Source organism: Marinobacter maroccanus, from assembly GCF_002933275.1.
GTDB classification, from domain to species: Bacteria; Pseudomonadota; Gammaproteobacteria; order Pseudomonadales; family Oleiphilaceae; genus Marinobacter; species Marinobacter maroccanus.
On the sequence record NZ_PSSX01000005.1, the window covers coordinates 196,192 to 212,529 of the forward strand.

At 48.3% G+C, this 16,338-nt stretch carries 11 protein-coding genes; 4 read left to right on the forward strand and 7 right to left on the reverse strand.

Going from position 1 to position 16,338, the window contains the following annotated elements:
- The first annotated feature begins 71 nt into the window (after window positions 1-71).
- The gene (locus KEHDKFFH_RS08400) at window positions 72-1,508 is read left to right on the forward strand and encodes a right-handed parallel beta-helix repeat-containing protein (protein WP_104321495.1); all 1,437 of its coding nucleotides are present in this window, start codon (window positions 72-74) and stop codon (window positions 1,506-1,508) included.
- On the opposite strand, the gene asnB is transcribed toward KEHDKFFH_RS08400, so the two are convergent.
- A complete protein-coding gene (gene asnB, locus KEHDKFFH_RS08405) occupies window positions 1,497-3,536 on the reverse strand; it encodes an asparagine synthase (glutamine-hydrolyzing) (protein WP_104321496.1) in 2,040 nt (679 codons plus the stop codon). The genes KEHDKFFH_RS08400 and asnB overlap by 12 nt on opposite strands.
- Window positions 3,475-4,722: a glycosyltransferase family 4 protein gene (locus tag KEHDKFFH_RS08410; RefSeq protein ID WP_104321497.1), complete on the reverse strand. Its 1,248-nt coding sequence runs from the start codon at window positions 4,720-4,722 to the stop codon at window positions 3,475-3,477. The genes asnB and KEHDKFFH_RS08410 overlap by 62 nt, the downstream gene beginning before the upstream one ends.
- A 965-nt stretch (window positions 4,723-5,687) precedes the next feature.
- Between KEHDKFFH_RS08410 and KEHDKFFH_RS08415 the strand changes: the two genes are divergently transcribed.
- Together KEHDKFFH_RS08415 and KEHDKFFH_RS08420 are read left to right on the forward strand one after the other, a co-directional pair.
- A complete protein-coding gene (locus KEHDKFFH_RS08415) occupies window positions 5,688-6,365 on the forward strand; it encodes an FkbM family methyltransferase (protein ID WP_104321498.1) in 678 nt (225 codons plus the stop codon).
- Between the two features lie 385 nt (window positions 6,366-6,750).
- A complete protein-coding gene (locus KEHDKFFH_RS08420) occupies window positions 6,751-7,932 on the forward strand; it encodes a glycosyltransferase family 4 protein (RefSeq protein ID WP_104321499.1) in 1,182 nt (393 codons plus the stop codon).
- 85 nt (window positions 7,933-8,017) lie between these two features.
- Here the strand turns inward: KEHDKFFH_RS08420 and KEHDKFFH_RS08425 are convergent, their stop codons facing one another.
- The 5 genes from KEHDKFFH_RS08425 to KEHDKFFH_RS08445 form a co-directional block, all read right to left on the reverse strand.
- Entirely contained in the window at window positions 8,018-9,541 is a 1,524-nt protein-coding gene (locus KEHDKFFH_RS08425; RefSeq protein ID WP_104321500.1) for a lipopolysaccharide biosynthesis protein, read from the reverse strand.
- Window positions 9,538-10,686, reverse strand: coding sequence for a non-hydrolyzing UDP-N-acetylglucosamine 2-epimerase (gene wecB / locus KEHDKFFH_RS08430; RefSeq protein ID WP_104321501.1), 1,149 nt, complete (start codon window positions 10,684-10,686; stop codon window positions 9,538-9,540). The genes KEHDKFFH_RS08425 and wecB overlap by 4 nt, the downstream gene beginning before the upstream one ends.
- A gap of 8 nt (window positions 10,687-10,694) precedes the next feature.
- Window positions 10,695-11,903, reverse strand: a complete 1,209-nt coding sequence (gene wecC, locus KEHDKFFH_RS08435; protein WP_104321502.1) for a UDP-N-acetyl-D-mannosamine dehydrogenase — start codon at window positions 11,901-11,903, stop codon at window positions 10,695-10,697.
- Between the two features lie 35 nt (window positions 11,904-11,938).
- The gene (locus KEHDKFFH_RS08440; protein WP_104321503.1) at window positions 11,939-13,063 is read right to left on the reverse strand and encodes a glycosyltransferase; all 1,125 of its coding nucleotides are present in this window, start codon (window positions 13,061-13,063) and stop codon (window positions 11,939-11,941) included.
- A gap of 89 nt (window positions 13,064-13,152) precedes the next feature.
- Window positions 13,153-15,117 (reverse strand): PA14 domain-containing protein, encoded by a 1,965-nt coding sequence (locus tag KEHDKFFH_RS08445; RefSeq protein WP_104321504.1) that lies wholly within the window; start codon window positions 15,115-15,117, stop codon window positions 13,153-13,155.
- Window positions 15,118-15,419: 302 nt separating this feature from the next.
- Here KEHDKFFH_RS08445 and KEHDKFFH_RS08450 point away from each other — a divergent pair, with 302 nt between their 5' ends.
- Complete coding sequence (locus KEHDKFFH_RS08450) at window positions 15,420-16,172, forward strand: PEP-CTERM sorting domain-containing protein (protein WP_104321505.1); 753 nt, start codon at window positions 15,420-15,422, stop codon at window positions 16,170-16,172.
- Window positions 16,173-16,338: the final 166 nt, after the last annotated feature.

The window sequence follows — 16,338 nt, forward strand, 5'->3', positions numbered from 1 at the left end:
TGTTTTACAGGTTTGGGCTCTTGGTTGATGTATGATATGGGGGTAGCCCTTTGGTCAGGAGTAGAGGTCCCATGAAGGCCATCAGTTTGCTAAAAACTTTCGTTCTGTTCTTTTCTATATTCCCGTTTTCGACGCTCACCTATTCTCAAGAAGTTGAGCCAGGTTCTTTTTACGTTGACCATAAGTCTGGCTTTGATGCTAATGACGGTCGTGCGATTAGCGAAGGTGGAACTGGTCCTTGGAAAACTATTCAGAAAGCCGCTTCTACAGTGAAGGGCGGTGATACCGTTTACGTTAGGGATGGAGTATATTTTGAACCGAAGGGTCTAGGAATCGCATCGGACTCTGCAGGGATAGAGATTGTTAATGAAGGGCGTGAAGGTGAATATATTCGTCTATTAGGTTTTCCCGGGGAGAGGCCTGTTATCGACATGCAGGGACAGGCTGCTTGCTTCAGCATATTTGGCGGTTCATATATTGAAATTTCCGGATTTGAACTACGAAACTGCGATGGGGGTGGCGTTTGGATTCGCAGTGGGAGCGAACGTAAGAACCATAACATTATTATTTCTAACAACATAATTCATCACATTGATGGTGTGTCGGGTGGGAATGTAGGTGGAGTTCGTGCGGACCACATTTCCGACTCAAAAATTTCGGATAATATGATTTATCATATTAGAGTTGGGGGGGAAATGAACGAAAATGCCTCCGGAATTCATTCCTACCGCATGGGGAACATGGTAATCGAGCACAACGAGATTTCAGATGCTTCTAACGGTGTTTTTCATAAGCACCCTAATTTCATTGGTGAGCCAGTTGGTGAGTTTAGATATAATATAATAAAAGACGTAAAGAATGCGTTCCGTTTTGAAAATACGGAGGGCTTGCCAGAGGTCGCCTATCATAAAGATGCGTCAATTCACCATAATGTTGTGTTCGAAGGTAATTTTCTATACGACAACACATTTCGTGCCAAGACGCAGAGCTCCGGGCTCAGCATATTCAACAATACAATTGTTGGATCGGGTGTTACAATTTCGGGATTTTCTGGTGTTAATATTTTTAATAACATAATGTACGGAAGTGCATATATACGAGTGCAATATAAGGATGATGTTTTTACATCTGATAGTCGGCATGGTGGAAGCCTAAGGTTTGTTGATTATAATATATATTATCCAGACTTTTATGCAATTCTTGGTTTTTACGGTAGTCAATCCTACAGATACGGTTCACTCCAGGAATGGCAAAGCGTTTCTGGTAGTAGGGAGATAGAAAGGTTAACTACAGCTATGGACTCTTCTCCTGATCTTCATAGTAAAGTCGTTGATCCCCTATTTGTTAATGTTGCGGTGGAGGATTATAGAGTATCGGAAACAAGCCCGGCTAAAACAATGGGCAGAGGCGGTTCGTATGTGGGCGCTTATGGTGGATCATCATTGCCAGGCGTGCGCAACATTAGGTTTGATGCCAAACCGTCGCCGCCAGATTTATCAATCGATTAAGATGGTGTTCTTGTGTTGCTGTAGCCACTGAAGAAGGATGAGAGCTGGCCAGAGCTGTAAGCTGTTGTCTGCGCGTCCAGACAAGTGAGTCTCCCATAAGCTCTTGTAGAAAGATTCAGATATAAGTTGGTGATCAGGTACGGTGTTTATTAGCATACTACCCCAGGTTTGGAGCTCTTCTCGCAGCCATTTTCTTATCGGAACAGAAAAGCCCATTTTCGGACGCTCTATCAAGTCTCTGGGAACGTGCTGATACAGAATCTGGCGCAGTGGCCACTTGGTCTGGTCATCATTTAACTTCAGTGACGGCGCAATCCGCCAGGACATCTCAACGACCTTTCGGTCAAGCAGTGGGAGGCGCGTTTCAAGCGACACTGACATCGAAGATCGATCAACCTTTGTCAGATTATCGTCAACCAGATAGTTGAGCTGATCAAGGAGCATTACGGTATCGAGGAAGTCGCGATGATCCTGAAAAGCGTCAAGTACTCGCTTCTTTAGGATATCAGGACAGCGTTCCGGATCAGGTTCAAGTCCATTAAAACTGAGAAGAAATAGATAAATGTCCTCCGGTTTGGTTGTCTGCATCAACCACCCGAGTTTTCGAATTTTCAGGGCAACGTTTGCCTGTTTTGCGGCTGTGAGGCCTGGGATTCGACTAACGTAAGGCAGTAGTTGTTCTATCCATCCCGGCTTTATCCTGCATAACATTTTGCCAAGCCGCTCACGAAGCGGCTTGGGTATCCATTTGGTTTTTTCCAACATCCGCGATGTGCTGGAATAACGGTTGTATCCGGCAAACAGCTCATCCCCTCCGTCGCCGGAGAGGCAAACGGTAACGCTCTGTTTTGCGATGGCAGAAACAAGTACGGAAGGAAGTTGCGATGGATCGGCGAACGGCTCGTCGTAGATTGTGGGCAATGCATCGATGACGCCAAGAGCGTCGTTGCTGGATATATAGGTCTCGTGATGGTTCGTTCCGATATGCCGCGCTAATTCTGAAGCATGTTGCGCTTCATCGAACTGAGGGTCGTCAAAGCCGATGGTGAACGTATCGATTGGGGTTGCGGAGCCCGCCTGGGCCAGGGCTGTCACGAGCGTGGAATCGATGCCGCCCGAGAGAAAACAACCAACCGGGACATCTGCCACGAGCTGCTGACCAATCGTTTCCATCAAGCAGTCCTGGAGGTTGCCGATGGCGCGAGAGTCTGTTGTGAGGTCCGGGCCCGACAGGGAAATATCGCGAAGATTCCAGTATCGTACTGGACCTGAAACGGTTCCTGGATGAGGACTGAACTGGCGTGGTTGTTTGGTTTGATCAAACTGCGACAGCGTTAGGTATGTTCCCGGCGCGAGTTTATAAATGTTCTGAAAGATGGAATAAGGCGTTGGTATGTAACCACACGCAAGGAAGTCGCCTATTATTTCCTTGTTCAAGGTGAGTTTTTTGCCAAGAGCATGAAAAGCTTTCAACTCGGACCCGAACACAAACTGCTCGCCAACCCACCCATAAAACAAGGGTTTTTCGCCCATTCGGTCGCGGGCGAGTGTGAGGTTTCCAGACTGTTGATCGAACAGAGCGATCGCGAACATGCCGTCGATTCGCTCGAGGGTTGCCGCAATGCCTATGGAATCAACTAATGCGAGGATTACCTCAGTGTCGGAGTGCCCCTTGAAAGCGACTCCCTGCTGCTGGAGCTCTTTTCGAATCTGCGGAAAATTGTAGATTTCTCCGTTGAAAGAGATGACATATCGCTGACTTGCTGAGTGCATGGGCTGCTTGCCAGCTTCAGACAGATCCTGAATGGAGAGGCGGGTATGGGTCAGAAGAAACGTGTCGGGAGCCGACCAGTGCCCATGGCCATCGGGGCCCCGATGCTTTAAAGATGCGATGAAGGCATCTGCCAGGGTGGCTACCTCGGATTGATTCAAACCTTGAACAGTGCATCCTGCGATCCCACACATTTTAGTGGCCGGTCCTTTCCAGATAGTAGTTGCTGAGTGATTGTCCAATTGACTCAAAGTCATATCGCTCAATAGCGACTTTTCTGGCTGCTTCCCCTAACCTTGTTCTTTTTTCAGGATCGCTCAGCAGGTTGACGATCGCAGTACAGTATTCAGTGGGAGTATCGGCAAAGATGATGTCTTGGCCTTCCATCACATCTATGCCTTCGCTCGCTATGCGATGGGCGACAATCGCTTTTCCCATCCCAAGGGCATCCAGGATTTTAAGCTTGGTACCGCCACCATCCATGATCGGACAGACGTATAAAGTCGCTTTCTCAATGTGGTCGCGGATTTCATCCACGAATCCGAGGACCTTGATGTCAGTTGTTGTTGAATTAAATTTCAGAATCTCGGCAGGCGGGTTGGCACCTATGATTTTAAGGGTGATGTTGTCGCATCGGTCTCGTAGCAGGGGCATTACCTGGTTACAAAGGTAAAGAACGGCCTCAATGTTCGGATACCAGTTCATGGTGCCAACGAAGATAAGAGTGCGCTCTTCCTGCTCAAGCCCTTTTGGCTTGAAGAAATGGGTGTCCACGCCATTGGGAATTGTCTTTATGCTGGAGTTTGGCGTTAAGGCTCTCAGCCGTTCAGTGTCGATGTCAGAGCACGTTATATGCCCATCGTACAATGGGCACACCCGCTGTTCGTATCGCTTCAGCCTTAGACCTTCCTGGAAAAAATAGAGCTTTTTAAGCGGGTTTGGTTCGTTGCCAGCCCGCCTTAACAGCATGTGTGATTCAATGTTGTGGTGGTCAAGAAAGCAAGGGACACCATTAAAACAATGCCGAAAAATATCCAGACTGATCGTGTCGAAGTGTACAAGATCATAGTTCTCTGTTTTGGCGAGCTGGTGGAGGTATCGTTCAAACTCGCTCGAACGAAGCCAGTTGATGGTGTAGGGGGCTCGCGTCAAAAGGCTCTTTAACGCAAGCCCTAGTTTTCCCGAGCGACCAGCTTCGTTCGGTATCGGAAAAAACTCAACATGATTGCAAATATTAGATAGATGTTGCTTGGCTTCAGAGAGGGCTTTCTCGATGTTGTTTTGGTAGAACGGCGCAATCAGACTAGCCTGATTGAATGCGACGAGGTCGACAGTGTAGTGACGAGAGAGTTCTTTGAGAAGGTAGTAAGAACGCTGGAGAACCCCGCCCTTTGGGGGATATGGAACTAGGTGGGACACCCAAAGTAGCTTCCGTTTTTCCATGCTGTTTCCTTAGTCTTCAATGACCTTTCTTTTAGATATTTTGACAACCATGTGATGGAAGCCTATCGAGCACCTACTAATTGATCTCGGACGGTCAACAGATTGTTCGGTAACGATCAAGCTGTCGGGCCCGTGGTTCGTTGAATGTTAATTGGGTTTTGAGGACGCCCGTTGGCGGGCAATTGGATTACCAATCGCGCTCAATGTTAAATGGAATCTAAGAGCTAAACAAACAAAAAGTCTGGAATGAAGCTTTTCGATTTTTTTTTGGTGGCACCGGCGCCCATCTGAAAACTTGGTGTCCTAGTTACCTGACAATTGGCTAAAATATTGCCTTATGTGATGCGCGTGGCCAGCTTCAGAGAACTACAGATGCTGTCGTGCCTTCTGGTTAGGAGGCAGAGGGTTTCGATATGCTCGAAGATATTCTGCTTGGCTGCCTTTTACCCCTTGGCCTTCTAGCTAATAGTGGATTTGTTTGCGTACGTCACCTGGAGGTTTCGTCATCCGGAGCTGGTGCACTGGAGCTAGGCAGCAGGACTCATTGCTTCCTGCCTCGGGTGCTGTTTCTAAGGCACAATTTCAACAGGACATCCACGACGAAGTCTTTTGAAGCTCGGGTTTCGCTGCTAAGCATACCACTTGACGTAAGGTAAGATACACTGCATAAGCAAAATATGAAAAAACCTAGTGAGTACGAATGAAAAAGAAATAGGTCATCTCTTTAAAATGCTTGACCGCATAGATTTCGGACTTTCCGGGCCTAGCATTTTCAACTCACCATATGCATTGGGGATTTTTGGTCAGTTTAATGCGTTCAAGCTCACGCTGTATCGAGAAATATCAGATTTTCGTTTTGTTCTTAGCTTCCGATTTGAAAAAAACACAGGTATGATCAAAATCGAATTGTGATATTTTGAAAATGTGGCTATCTGTCGCGTTTTCTTGGATAAGGGAGTATTCGCATGAGCATGATAAAGAGACTTGCTGCACAGTTGCCAAAGAGCTGGCAAGTTGAATTGAAGCGAATTCATTATGGAAATCAAATCAGACGAAATAATTTCGTAACTGATGAGCCTGAATATGAAATACTTAAAGATTTGATAAATCCCGGAGATTGGGTTGTCGATATTGGTGCAAATGTTGGGCATTATACTAAAAAGTTTTCGGAGTTGGTTGGAGATAGCGGCAGAGTTATTGCGATTGAACCTGTACCCGTAACCTTTTCGATTCTCGCTGCGAATACCCAAAAGTTCAAAAAATTAAACGTTACGCTCATCAACGCTGGTATTTCTGACACATTAAGCATCGCTGGGATTTCGGTACCAGCATTTTCGACGGGGCTAGACAACTACTATCAGGCACATATCTCTCCAAGTTCAGACAGTGAATTATCGGTGCTTACTCTACCTTTGGATTCATTAAATTTGCCGAGTAAGGTATCTTTAATTAAGATTGATGCTGAAGGACATGAAGAATTTGTATTAAAGGGCATGCAGGAGTTGATAAAAAAATCTCGCCCCGTGCTAATAATAGAAACTGGATCCGAAAAGATAGTAAATGAGCTCGCTCAGTTTGACTACGTGCAGGAAAAGCTAAAAAATTCACCTAATTTGCTCTTTAGACCCAATGCTGTACGATGATATTATTTATCTTAATGAGCACAATAAAATTTTTGATTTGATAAAGTAGAGTTGTGTTTTATTGTTCATATTCTTGCAATAACCTATAACTAGGTGGTGTCATAAACAAATTATTATAATGGTGGACTACGTCCTATAATTCGTTATCTGGTGTTTTCTGGCACTACCAAAAATACCAGTTTCGGACGAAATCTCTCTATCTTTGCCCTTTCGTATGGGCAATACCGAGTTCTGAATCGGCTCCGTAGTTATTGATTGAATTTCAGAGCCTTTAGAGAAGACATGTTGGTTTTATGTGTAATATTGATGGAGTCGGGAGTTTCGGAGTGTGACGGAGTTCCTTTCTATTATCCGTTGTCACATTTATGAATTGGAATACTTATAAATGATTAATGGAGTAGGTGAACATACATATCTGTTTGTTTTGCCGTGGTCTATAGACCAAATAGGTGGGGTGAATCAGGTTGTGATCAATCTTGCCAGAGAGATGGCAAAGGCACGGGATTTTTTTCCAATCGTGCTTATCAACGACTGGAATGCCATCAATCCAGTTCGAGAAGTTGTTCAGGGACTGACAACTGTTCGATGGCGTGTTCGGTCCTACCGTAAAGACATGGGTCTAAAAGAGAAGCTGGCATATTTTCTCTGGGAAGCCAAGTTTTACAGGGACTTCCATAAATTTTGTATTGACCACAAAGTTATTGCGATTAATCCGCATTTTCCTGGGCCGCCAATCTTCGCTTTGGAGCGAGTTGTTAAAAAGTTTGAAACTGCCATCCCCTTTATTGTTTCATTTCATGGTTCTGATGTGACTGCTATCGCATCGGCAGGTGAAGATGAGTTAAAACAATGGAAGATGCTGCTCGCAGATCCGAACCATCAAGCGGTAGCTTGTTCGAATGATCTCGGAAGAAAACTTGTCGAGGCTCTTGGCAATGAGGTATTGCCAGTAGTCGCTCATAATGGTTTGGACGTCGGCGAATTTTCTTCAGCAGAGAAAAAGTCTCAACCGAGTTCCGATCGGGTGGTTTTGAACGTAGCAAGATTTGAGCAGAAAAAGGGGCAGGACGTTCTTATTGAAGCTTTCGCGCACATCGCGGCTGAGTATGAGAGTGTGAAATTGGTTCTTGTTGGGGCTACCGACAAAATGCTGCCTGAATTGAGGGCATTGTGTGTCAGAAAAGGAATCGAGAGGTGCGTGGAATTCTATCCGGATGTGTCGCACGAATACATTTCCGATTTTTATAAAGGAGCAGCGATATTTTGCCTTCCAAGTCGAGTGGAACCCTTCGGGATTGTGATTCTAGAAGCCGCGAGCTTTGGAGTTCCTGTGGTCGCTTCTCGAATTGGCGGTATCCCTGAGATATTGACTGATGGCGTTAACGGTGTGCTGGTCTCGCCTGATGATCAATGTGAATTGGCAGATGCTATTAGGTCCTTGCTAGATGACCCCATTACAGCTAAAGAAATGGGCAAGCGGTTGACACAACACGTTAGCACACATTTTTCATGGAGAAATGCATACGAAAAATATGTCGACATTTTGTCTTTAAGGGAAGGTCGATAGCTAGAAAACCTGAATTAACTCGAAGAATGCCACCGAGTTGAAATATTTTAGCGTCTTAAGTCTTGCCTTTTAAGCCTGCTTTTGATTATGAGGGTATCTTAATTGGTGCTAGATATGTCTGTAAGAGGGCTTTTATTTTTTGTCTTTCTGTCGTCGAGAAAATCAGCCATTGATAGAGAGCAATGTATATTCCATACATGGGTATGCTCAATAAAAGTGTGATCAGGAACCCGAATTCGCTATTTGTTTCTTTGAGAGCAAACCATAGGGTGATTTGCGCAGGTATTGCAAACGATAGCTGCTTGAACATCTGTAACTGGATAATTCCAACTGATGTGCCCCAGGTTTGGCTTACGAAGCGCGGAATCAGAATCATGCGCCCAGTTGCCAATATTATCCCCAGCGCCCACCCCACGGCAGGTAAACCTCCCAAATCGGCAGCTATTACGGTTGCTGTGGTGAGTGCTAGACCCTCCAAAACTTCGTATCTGGCATAGGTTTTGTGCTTGGCGAGCGCGACGATCAGTTGAAAAGAAGGGTAGTGCAAAAGAATGCTGGAATATCCGATCGCCAGAGGTACTAACGTGTAGTAAGCGGCATCGTAGCCATCGCCTATCCAGAACGTAATGAAAGGTTGGCCAAGGGCAATCATGCCTCCTGCGAGGCACGAGGCAGTCAGTGTTGAAATTTTAAGAGTGAACAGATAGCTGCGATCCAGCTCTTCATTTTTGCCTTCGCTGAACAACCGAGTGAACGAGGGCAAAAGAACTCCCAGTAATGCGGATTGAAGCTGTGCGAGGTATTGGACGAGTTGGGTCGCAATCTGGAACACGGTTACGGTGCCAATGGATAATGTTCCAGCGATTGCAAAGTGTGGCCCTCGCTCGCGTAATTTGCTACCGATGAACATAACAAAACTGTGGAATCCAAAGTTCACCAGCTCTGCCATATTGGCCTTCGATACGTGCGTGAGCCTCGGCGCTATCCAGGGTGCTTCACGTTTTGCCGCTTGGAGAATGATGAACTGAGAAATTAGGTCATAAAGCACCGTTATAAGTGCCAGGTTAATCACACTGGGGTCGTATTGAAAAACGATGTAGATAGTAGCTGCGCGGAATACCGCTTTGAAGATGTCTGTGGAGGCCTGAATGTCGAATCTGAGATAGGCAGTCAGAATGCCGTAATAGGCATTCATCACAAAATGAATGGCGAAGGTGCATCCCATCACCAATATGATGGTTCGGAATACATCGCCGTCTTCGGGATCGTCGAAGAAGAAGTCTGCGCTGAGTGCGATTGAAACGCTGGCGATCACCGCAATAACGGCGATAAATGCGTAGATGAAAAGCGAATTCGACAAAATCTGGTTAAGGCGCGTCTCATCACGCTGCCCAAGGGCATGTGAAATATAACGCTGGGTCGCACTGGACAACCCGAAGTCGAACACGCCGTAGAACCCCAGTGTGCTGGCAACCAGTATCCACAAACCGTACCAGTGGTCGCCCAGGCTTCGGATCAGAAAGGGCATCATCAGGAATGAAATGGCCATTCCGATAATGAGTGCACCGAAGCGCAGTGCTGAACCCGTCAGGAGTTTTCTATTACTCATGAATGCCAACAGTTCTGTTGTGTCAGTACCTCGACAATGCGTGTTGCGGCATGGCCGTCACCATAGGGGTTATGAGCTCGGGACATGGTTGTGTATAGCGCGTCATCTGTCAGGATCTGTTCAATGGTGGTCTCGATTTGTTCTCGATCCGTTCCGACCAGTTTTACGGTGCCTGCTTCGACGGCTTCAGGGCGCTCGGTAACCTCACGGGTCACCACTACAGGTTTGCCAAGCGACGGCGCTTCCTCCTGAATGCCCCCGGAATCCGTGAGCACCAGGTCGCATTGATCCATGAGCCAGATAAATGGAAGGTAATCTGCAGGCGTAGTCAGGATGATGTTTGGTGAGCTTCCCAGTTGTTGGGTTACGGGTTTTTGGACGTTAGGGTTCAAGTGAACGGGGTAAACAAATAGCCAGTCCGGATGCTTTTGCGCGAGGTTGTGGATGGCCTGGCAGAAATTCAGGAATCCCTGGCCAAAATTTTCACGTCTGTGCCCCGTAATGAGGATCAGCTTTCCAGCGTTCCTCGTTACCTTGTCCACCAGAGGTTCGCCCAGTCTGGTTTTCCAGAAATCCGGTTGATAGTCTGCCAGCGTCGATCGCGCCATCAAGAGGGCGTCAATCACCGTGTTTCCGGTCACCCATATTTTATCCCTGGCTACGTTTTCTTGCAGAAGGTTATTGCGGGCTGTTTCCGTGGGGGCGAAGTGCATTTCCGTAAGGCGGGCCGTGAGGCTTCTATTAGCTTCCTCTGGATAGGGCGCCCGAAGATTGCCGGTTCTCAGGCCGGCTTCCACATGGCCTACCGGCACATTCGCGTAGAAACCTGCCAGAGCGGTCGCAAAGGATGTCGTGGTGTCTCCGTGGACAAGGATGATATCGGGTCGTGCCGATTCAATGACCTCCCGCATTCCAAGCATTACTCTGGATGTGACGTCGTAAAGGTCCTGATTCGGTCTCATTATATCCAGGTCGTACTCTGGGGAAACTCCAAAAAGATCCAGAACCTGGTCAAGCATTTCGCGGTGTTGTGCTGTTACTGCAACGATGCTTTCGAGCCCGGGAGCATTCTCAATTGCTTTTACCACGGGCGCCATTTTTATGGCTTCGGGCCGGGTGCCGAATACTGTAAGAATACGTTTCATGGTAGGCCTTAACGAATCGCGCCACGGGTGTCGATGAGGATCTTCTCGTTCAGGTCCGACGCCTTGAGTGCCTTGAATTCCCTGTGGTCCACCAGCAGCAGGACAATGTCGGCTGAACTCAGGGCTTCATCCAGGGAAACCAGATCGTATTCCGGGTGTTTTTTCACGTTGGGTTCACAAACAACGATGTCACCCAGTTCCTGTTTTCGAAGCTCATTCACAATCTTTACAGCAGGAGATTCCCGAAGGTCATCCACATCTGCTTTGAAGGCGAGGCCCAGGCAGGCAATGGTCGGGTGTTTGAATTTTGCAGCCTTTTCGCGCACCTTCTCTATGACCCAGGTTGGCTTGAAGTCGTTCACATTGCGGGCAGCTTGCAACAGGCCCGAGTTCTCTCGGTCGCTGGCGATAATGAACCATGGGTCAACGGCGATGCAGTGGCCGCCTACACCAGGCCCGGGTTGCAGGATATTTACCCGGGGATGACGGTTTGCGAGTCTGATGAGATCCCAAATGTTAACTCCAAGCTTGTCACAGATAAGCGACATTTCATTGGCGAATGCGATGTTTACATCCCGGAAAGCGTTCTCCGTGAGCTTGGTCAGCTCTGCGGTGACAGCGTTGGTCTCAAGAACCTCGCCGCGCACGAAAGACCGATAAAACTCCGCCGCACAGTTGGTCGACTGAGGGTTGATCCCACCCACGATGCGATCGTTTTCAACCAGCTCCACGAGAATTCTTCCAGGGAGCACGCGCTCTGGGCAATGAGCAACAAATACATCTTTTTCGGTATCGTGGCCGTGTTCGCGAAGTATTCTGGCTACGGTCGTGTCAGTGGTGCCGACAGGACTGGTGGATTCCAGAATGACAAGATTGCCTGGTTTCACGTAAGGGCAGATGGCTTTGGTGGCTTCTTCAATGTAATGAAGATCAGGTTCGTGGTTGTCCCTGAAGGGGGTGGGTACGGCAAGAACGAAGACGTCGCTTTCCCGCGGGGTCAGAGAGGCTTTCAGGTTGCCCGCATTCACGGATGATTTGACGAGTATGTCCAGATCGGGCTCAACAATGTGTATCTTGCCTTCATTGATAGTGTTGACGACTTTCTCGGAAACGTCTACGCCCAGTACGTCGAACCCCTTTGTGCCCAGTAAAGAGGCCGTTGGGAGACCAATGTAGCCGAGGCCTATCACACAAATACTTTTGAATTCACTCTTCATAGCATCCTTTCCAAACCAGGGCTGAGGGTTGTCCGTCAGCCCACAAGTTTCTCGTATAGATTGAGATAGAGTTGATTGTTTGATTCGCGTGAGAACTGGGCCTGTGCTTGTTCCCGGCTTCGCACACCAAACCATTTTCTCATAGTGTCATCTTGAATAAGGGTTTCCAAAGCGTTCATAAGCGCTTGTTCGTCTGACGGTGGGACAACAAAGCCGTTCTCCTTGTTCAGGACGATTTCTCTGTTTCCCCCGACGTCACTGACGACGGCAGGAAGGCCGAGCGCTATTGCCTCTAGAATACTTCTCGAAAGTCCTTCGGTAGAGGAGTACTGAATAAAAATATCTGAAAGGGAAAGCCAGCGGGGCACATCGTCTCTGGCGCCCAGAAAAAAGATCGATTGGTTCCGGTCTTGGCCTGCCAATTCCTCAAGTTTATTTTTTTCAGGCCCATCTCCAACTATGAGCAGGCGTACGGGGTAACGCTTGGACAATGCATGGATTGTTTTTATCACAATTTCTACGCGTTTCAACGGAACTAATCTGCCTACACAGATAACGGTAACTGATCCCTTATCGTTACCAAAGTCAATGAATTCGTCCTTTGGTGAACTATTTGAAACCTGCTGTCCCGAATCTACCCCGTTGTAGATTGTCCGAATCCGGTCGCCGTGAAATTTCATTCGATTTGAATAGAATCGCTCCATATCTTTCGAAACCGTGACCAGGCGTGTACCGAGCATCGCGGCCAATTTGACCAGGAGGATTCGTTTGGGCTTCTCTTCAATCATATACACGTCATGAAGGGTTCCAACATGTGGAATGCGTGCAAGAAACGCCGCTGGGGCAGCGCCTGTGACCGGTCCAAAAAGGTGACTGTGGAGAAGCTCGATCCTGTTTGTCCTGAGCCAGCGACTGAACTGAATAATAAAAGCAGGTAGCCGGAGAGCACTCTTGAAATTATGGCGGTATGGGATCGTGAGCTGCTCAATCCCGTGTTGTTCGCATTGTTGAACGATCCATGGGTTGCCAAAATGCAGCACAATGGGAGAAAAAGTCTTTGAATTGGCCTTGGTAAAGCGCGCGAGGTCTATTAAAACCTGCTCTGCTCCGCCGAATGATTCGGTTTCTATAAAATGCCCGATACGTCTGTGTTGGGCCACTGTCTCGTCCTTGATTACCCGATACCGTTTAGGAGGAGGCAGTATATTACAAACCGGATCGTGATATACAGCCGTGCGATTCAGGTTGGTTATTGAATTGAAAAACTGACCGGCTCTGATTGGTCGCTGGCGAGCCCCTGAGTATCGATCACACGAATAGCGAAGAACCAGTCTCCGGTGCTGAGGCCATCAAAAGTGTAAGAGGTCTCTGCGGGACCCACTGTGACGGTTTCTGTCAACCGATCGACCGATTGGCCATAGCTAAGCTCATAGTAGTCGATCTCGCTGAGCGAGATGGACGAGCCATCTGTCCGGGTTGATGGGGCTGTCCAGGTGACCGTTACGGAGCCTGAAGTTGAGGTTGGAGGAGGGGGGGAAGCGTCCTCAGGAGATGATGGAGGTTCAGCAACTTGCTCCAGAGTCCAGGGATTGAGGCCAGACTGATAAGCGTCCAGGGAGGTCACACCGGAGTTATTCAGTACCGCGCTGCTGTCTTCCTGGTACATATTGGCACCAAAGCGGAGTTCCCAGGCATCTGGAATGCCATCAGCGTCCGTATCCTGAGTGTGACTGCTCTGAGGGTCGGGAGCGCTTACATGTTCCATGGTGTCAATCACGTCACCTGAGTTAAGGTCGACAATGGTGAATTCGGCAATCGCGTCATAGGCGTTCTCGTAGTATTCAACAACTATAGGAATTACTTGCTCCGCTTCAAGAGCACGTTCGTCGCTGTTCGTTGTAGCGGCACGATTTACCCAGCGATCGATAACCAACTCGGAATCGAGATACAGCCTAGCGCCGTCATCGGTTCGAACTGAAAACCGATAGCTGCGGGTTCCAGATGAGTGCGGCGCCTCAAATTGCCCAATCCAACGAACGCTGAAACGGTCCACTGGCAGTCCTTCCATTGGCGCTTCCCGTGCCCAGTTGAACTGGATGTTTTCGCCAGGCCGTGTGGTGTAGAACTGGACGAATTCCATCCCTGAGAAATATTGGCCAGCAAACCCTTTCAGGTGAGCGGGAGCCACTTCAGGGAAATCGTCAGGGTCATCCAGCGCTGTATTCCCCAGATATTCGTCCAGGTTACTGGCGCCATCACCATCCAGGTCCTGGTTTGCATCTGAACTATCCAGAGGATCGAGCTTGTAGGCGAATTCAACGCCATCGGGAATGCCGTCACCGTCGGTATCGGCCATATTTTCACGAGTGCCCAGGGCAAACTCGTCGGCAGCGGTGAGGAAGTCGTTGTCTGGATCCGAGTTGGCGTCGCCGGAATCTCGGGGGTCTAGCCCCATGACAACTTCCCAATTGTCGTAGAGGCCGTCTTGATCCTCGTCGGTTGGCGGGTATTGCGGATTAAAGGAGAGATTCTCATTGCCATCCACGTAACCCACGCGATAGCCCATTGAATAGGCAGCTTTTGATGCATCGTCGAGTGGGTAGAGTGGTGCACCCCAGGAATGAAGGTACTGTCCGCTAACTACCCGACGATCTAGTCCGGGGCCTTCCCACGCAACGCTGAAATGATCGTCGTAACTCCCCTCTTTAAAGAGCAATTGAAAGTAGTACCTCACTCCCGATTCCAAAACGATAATGCCTGATGTCTGTGCGCTGAATTGGGTGTAGTTCTCTGGATAGCTCCAGCTTGGCACAGAAGCTACCAGCCGGGCATTTTCAGGGTTTGCATCAGTGCTGAGCAGGAACTGGGTCTCGTCGTCTCCACTGACAAAAAAACGATACTCGCCAGTCTCTTCGGGCACTATGAAGCCCTGAACCATCGCACCATAAGAGTCAGCTCTGTTGCCCCTTAACTGAAGTGAATCTAACTCCCCAACCTCCGTCGGATTGTCGGGGTAGCTCTCCAGCGAGGTGAAATCGGCGACTTTTGCTCCTGAAATATTGTCCCAAAACCAGATCTGTGCTTTTCCTGGCTCACTCCTATCCGGGAGGGAGGCGGTTGGAGGCAAGTCTTCCAGCGGTCGTTGCTGCCAGGATTGGCATCCCGTCAAAAAGAAAATGAGGATGGCTACTGTAACTATGCTGGAAGCATTCATAGGTCACCTGTTACCGGCAATGATGCGCGTCTAACTAAGTATTGGTTCGGTTTCTTGCAGTCGCCAGTGCAGCCTTGGAATGATTCAGAATTTCAGGGTAAGGGTTATATCGAAAAAATATGGCCTGTATTCCTTGCCCTGTTATGGTGTCAGCATTATTTACAAAGCCGTATAAGCGGGTTCCTCAATTTTAGCTAAAGAGTAATAAAAACAATACTGTGCGGAATCTGGTTCAAGGATTGCATAGGTTAGGCTGGGGAAAAGTTCAAACCTCGGGAACAATAGGGAAAAGGATTAATATTATGAAAACGCTGAATAAAGCTTTGATAACATCTATGTTGTCGATGGGATTGGCTTCAGGAGCGGCTGCCTACACCATTGATGACGGCACTGATGCCGCTCCGGGTACTGATCAATACATCGGGGCCGGCACGACGACTGGCAACGATGTTTTTGGCGCAGCATCTGCGTTCGAAGTGTTTGGCATGAACGTGTCCAATGATATGAATTACCTGTATGTCGATGTCGATACGAACTTCGACGACGTGGGCAGTAGTTATGACTTCGGTGACCTGTTCATCAGTGTGGATGGCTGGAATCCATTTGGTAGCTCACCTTACGCAAACGACGACGCCTCTAACGGAGAGACTTGGGAATTCGCTGTAGACATCAGCAGCCTATTGGGTGGGTCTGCCAATCTTCTGAATTTGGTTGGCGCATCAGCTCCTGTCTTGTCCAGCGATCTCTTTGCTTCAGGTATCCGTGTTGGTCAGGAAGTGCTGGCGGCGGGTGATGCTACAGTCGCCGGGTCGGCTTCGGCAGCCATCACTGGAAATACCGGTGACAATTCAGTGCTGACCAACTTGAGCTTCCAGATCGCTCTCGCCGATCTTGGTCTGGACGCGCTCAATCCACAAGAGATTGGTCTGCGCTGGACTATGACCTGTGCGAACGACATCACCGAGGGTTCGTACACTGTTCCTGAGCCTGGCACTCTTGCATTGCTTGGCCTTGGTCTGATTGGTCTTTCGCTAAGGAAGCGCGCAAAGGCCTGATGGTCACGAGCAGTCAAAGTGCTTGAAGCCAGGCTTTATTTAGCATTGCTGGTCAACGCAGGGTGGAGATCTCTCCATCCTGCGTTTTTGTTTGGCGTCAGTAAATTTTACAAGTGAAATCCCTGCGGTATTGCGCTTTACTGTAGCTGTTTTGAACTCAAGGGCG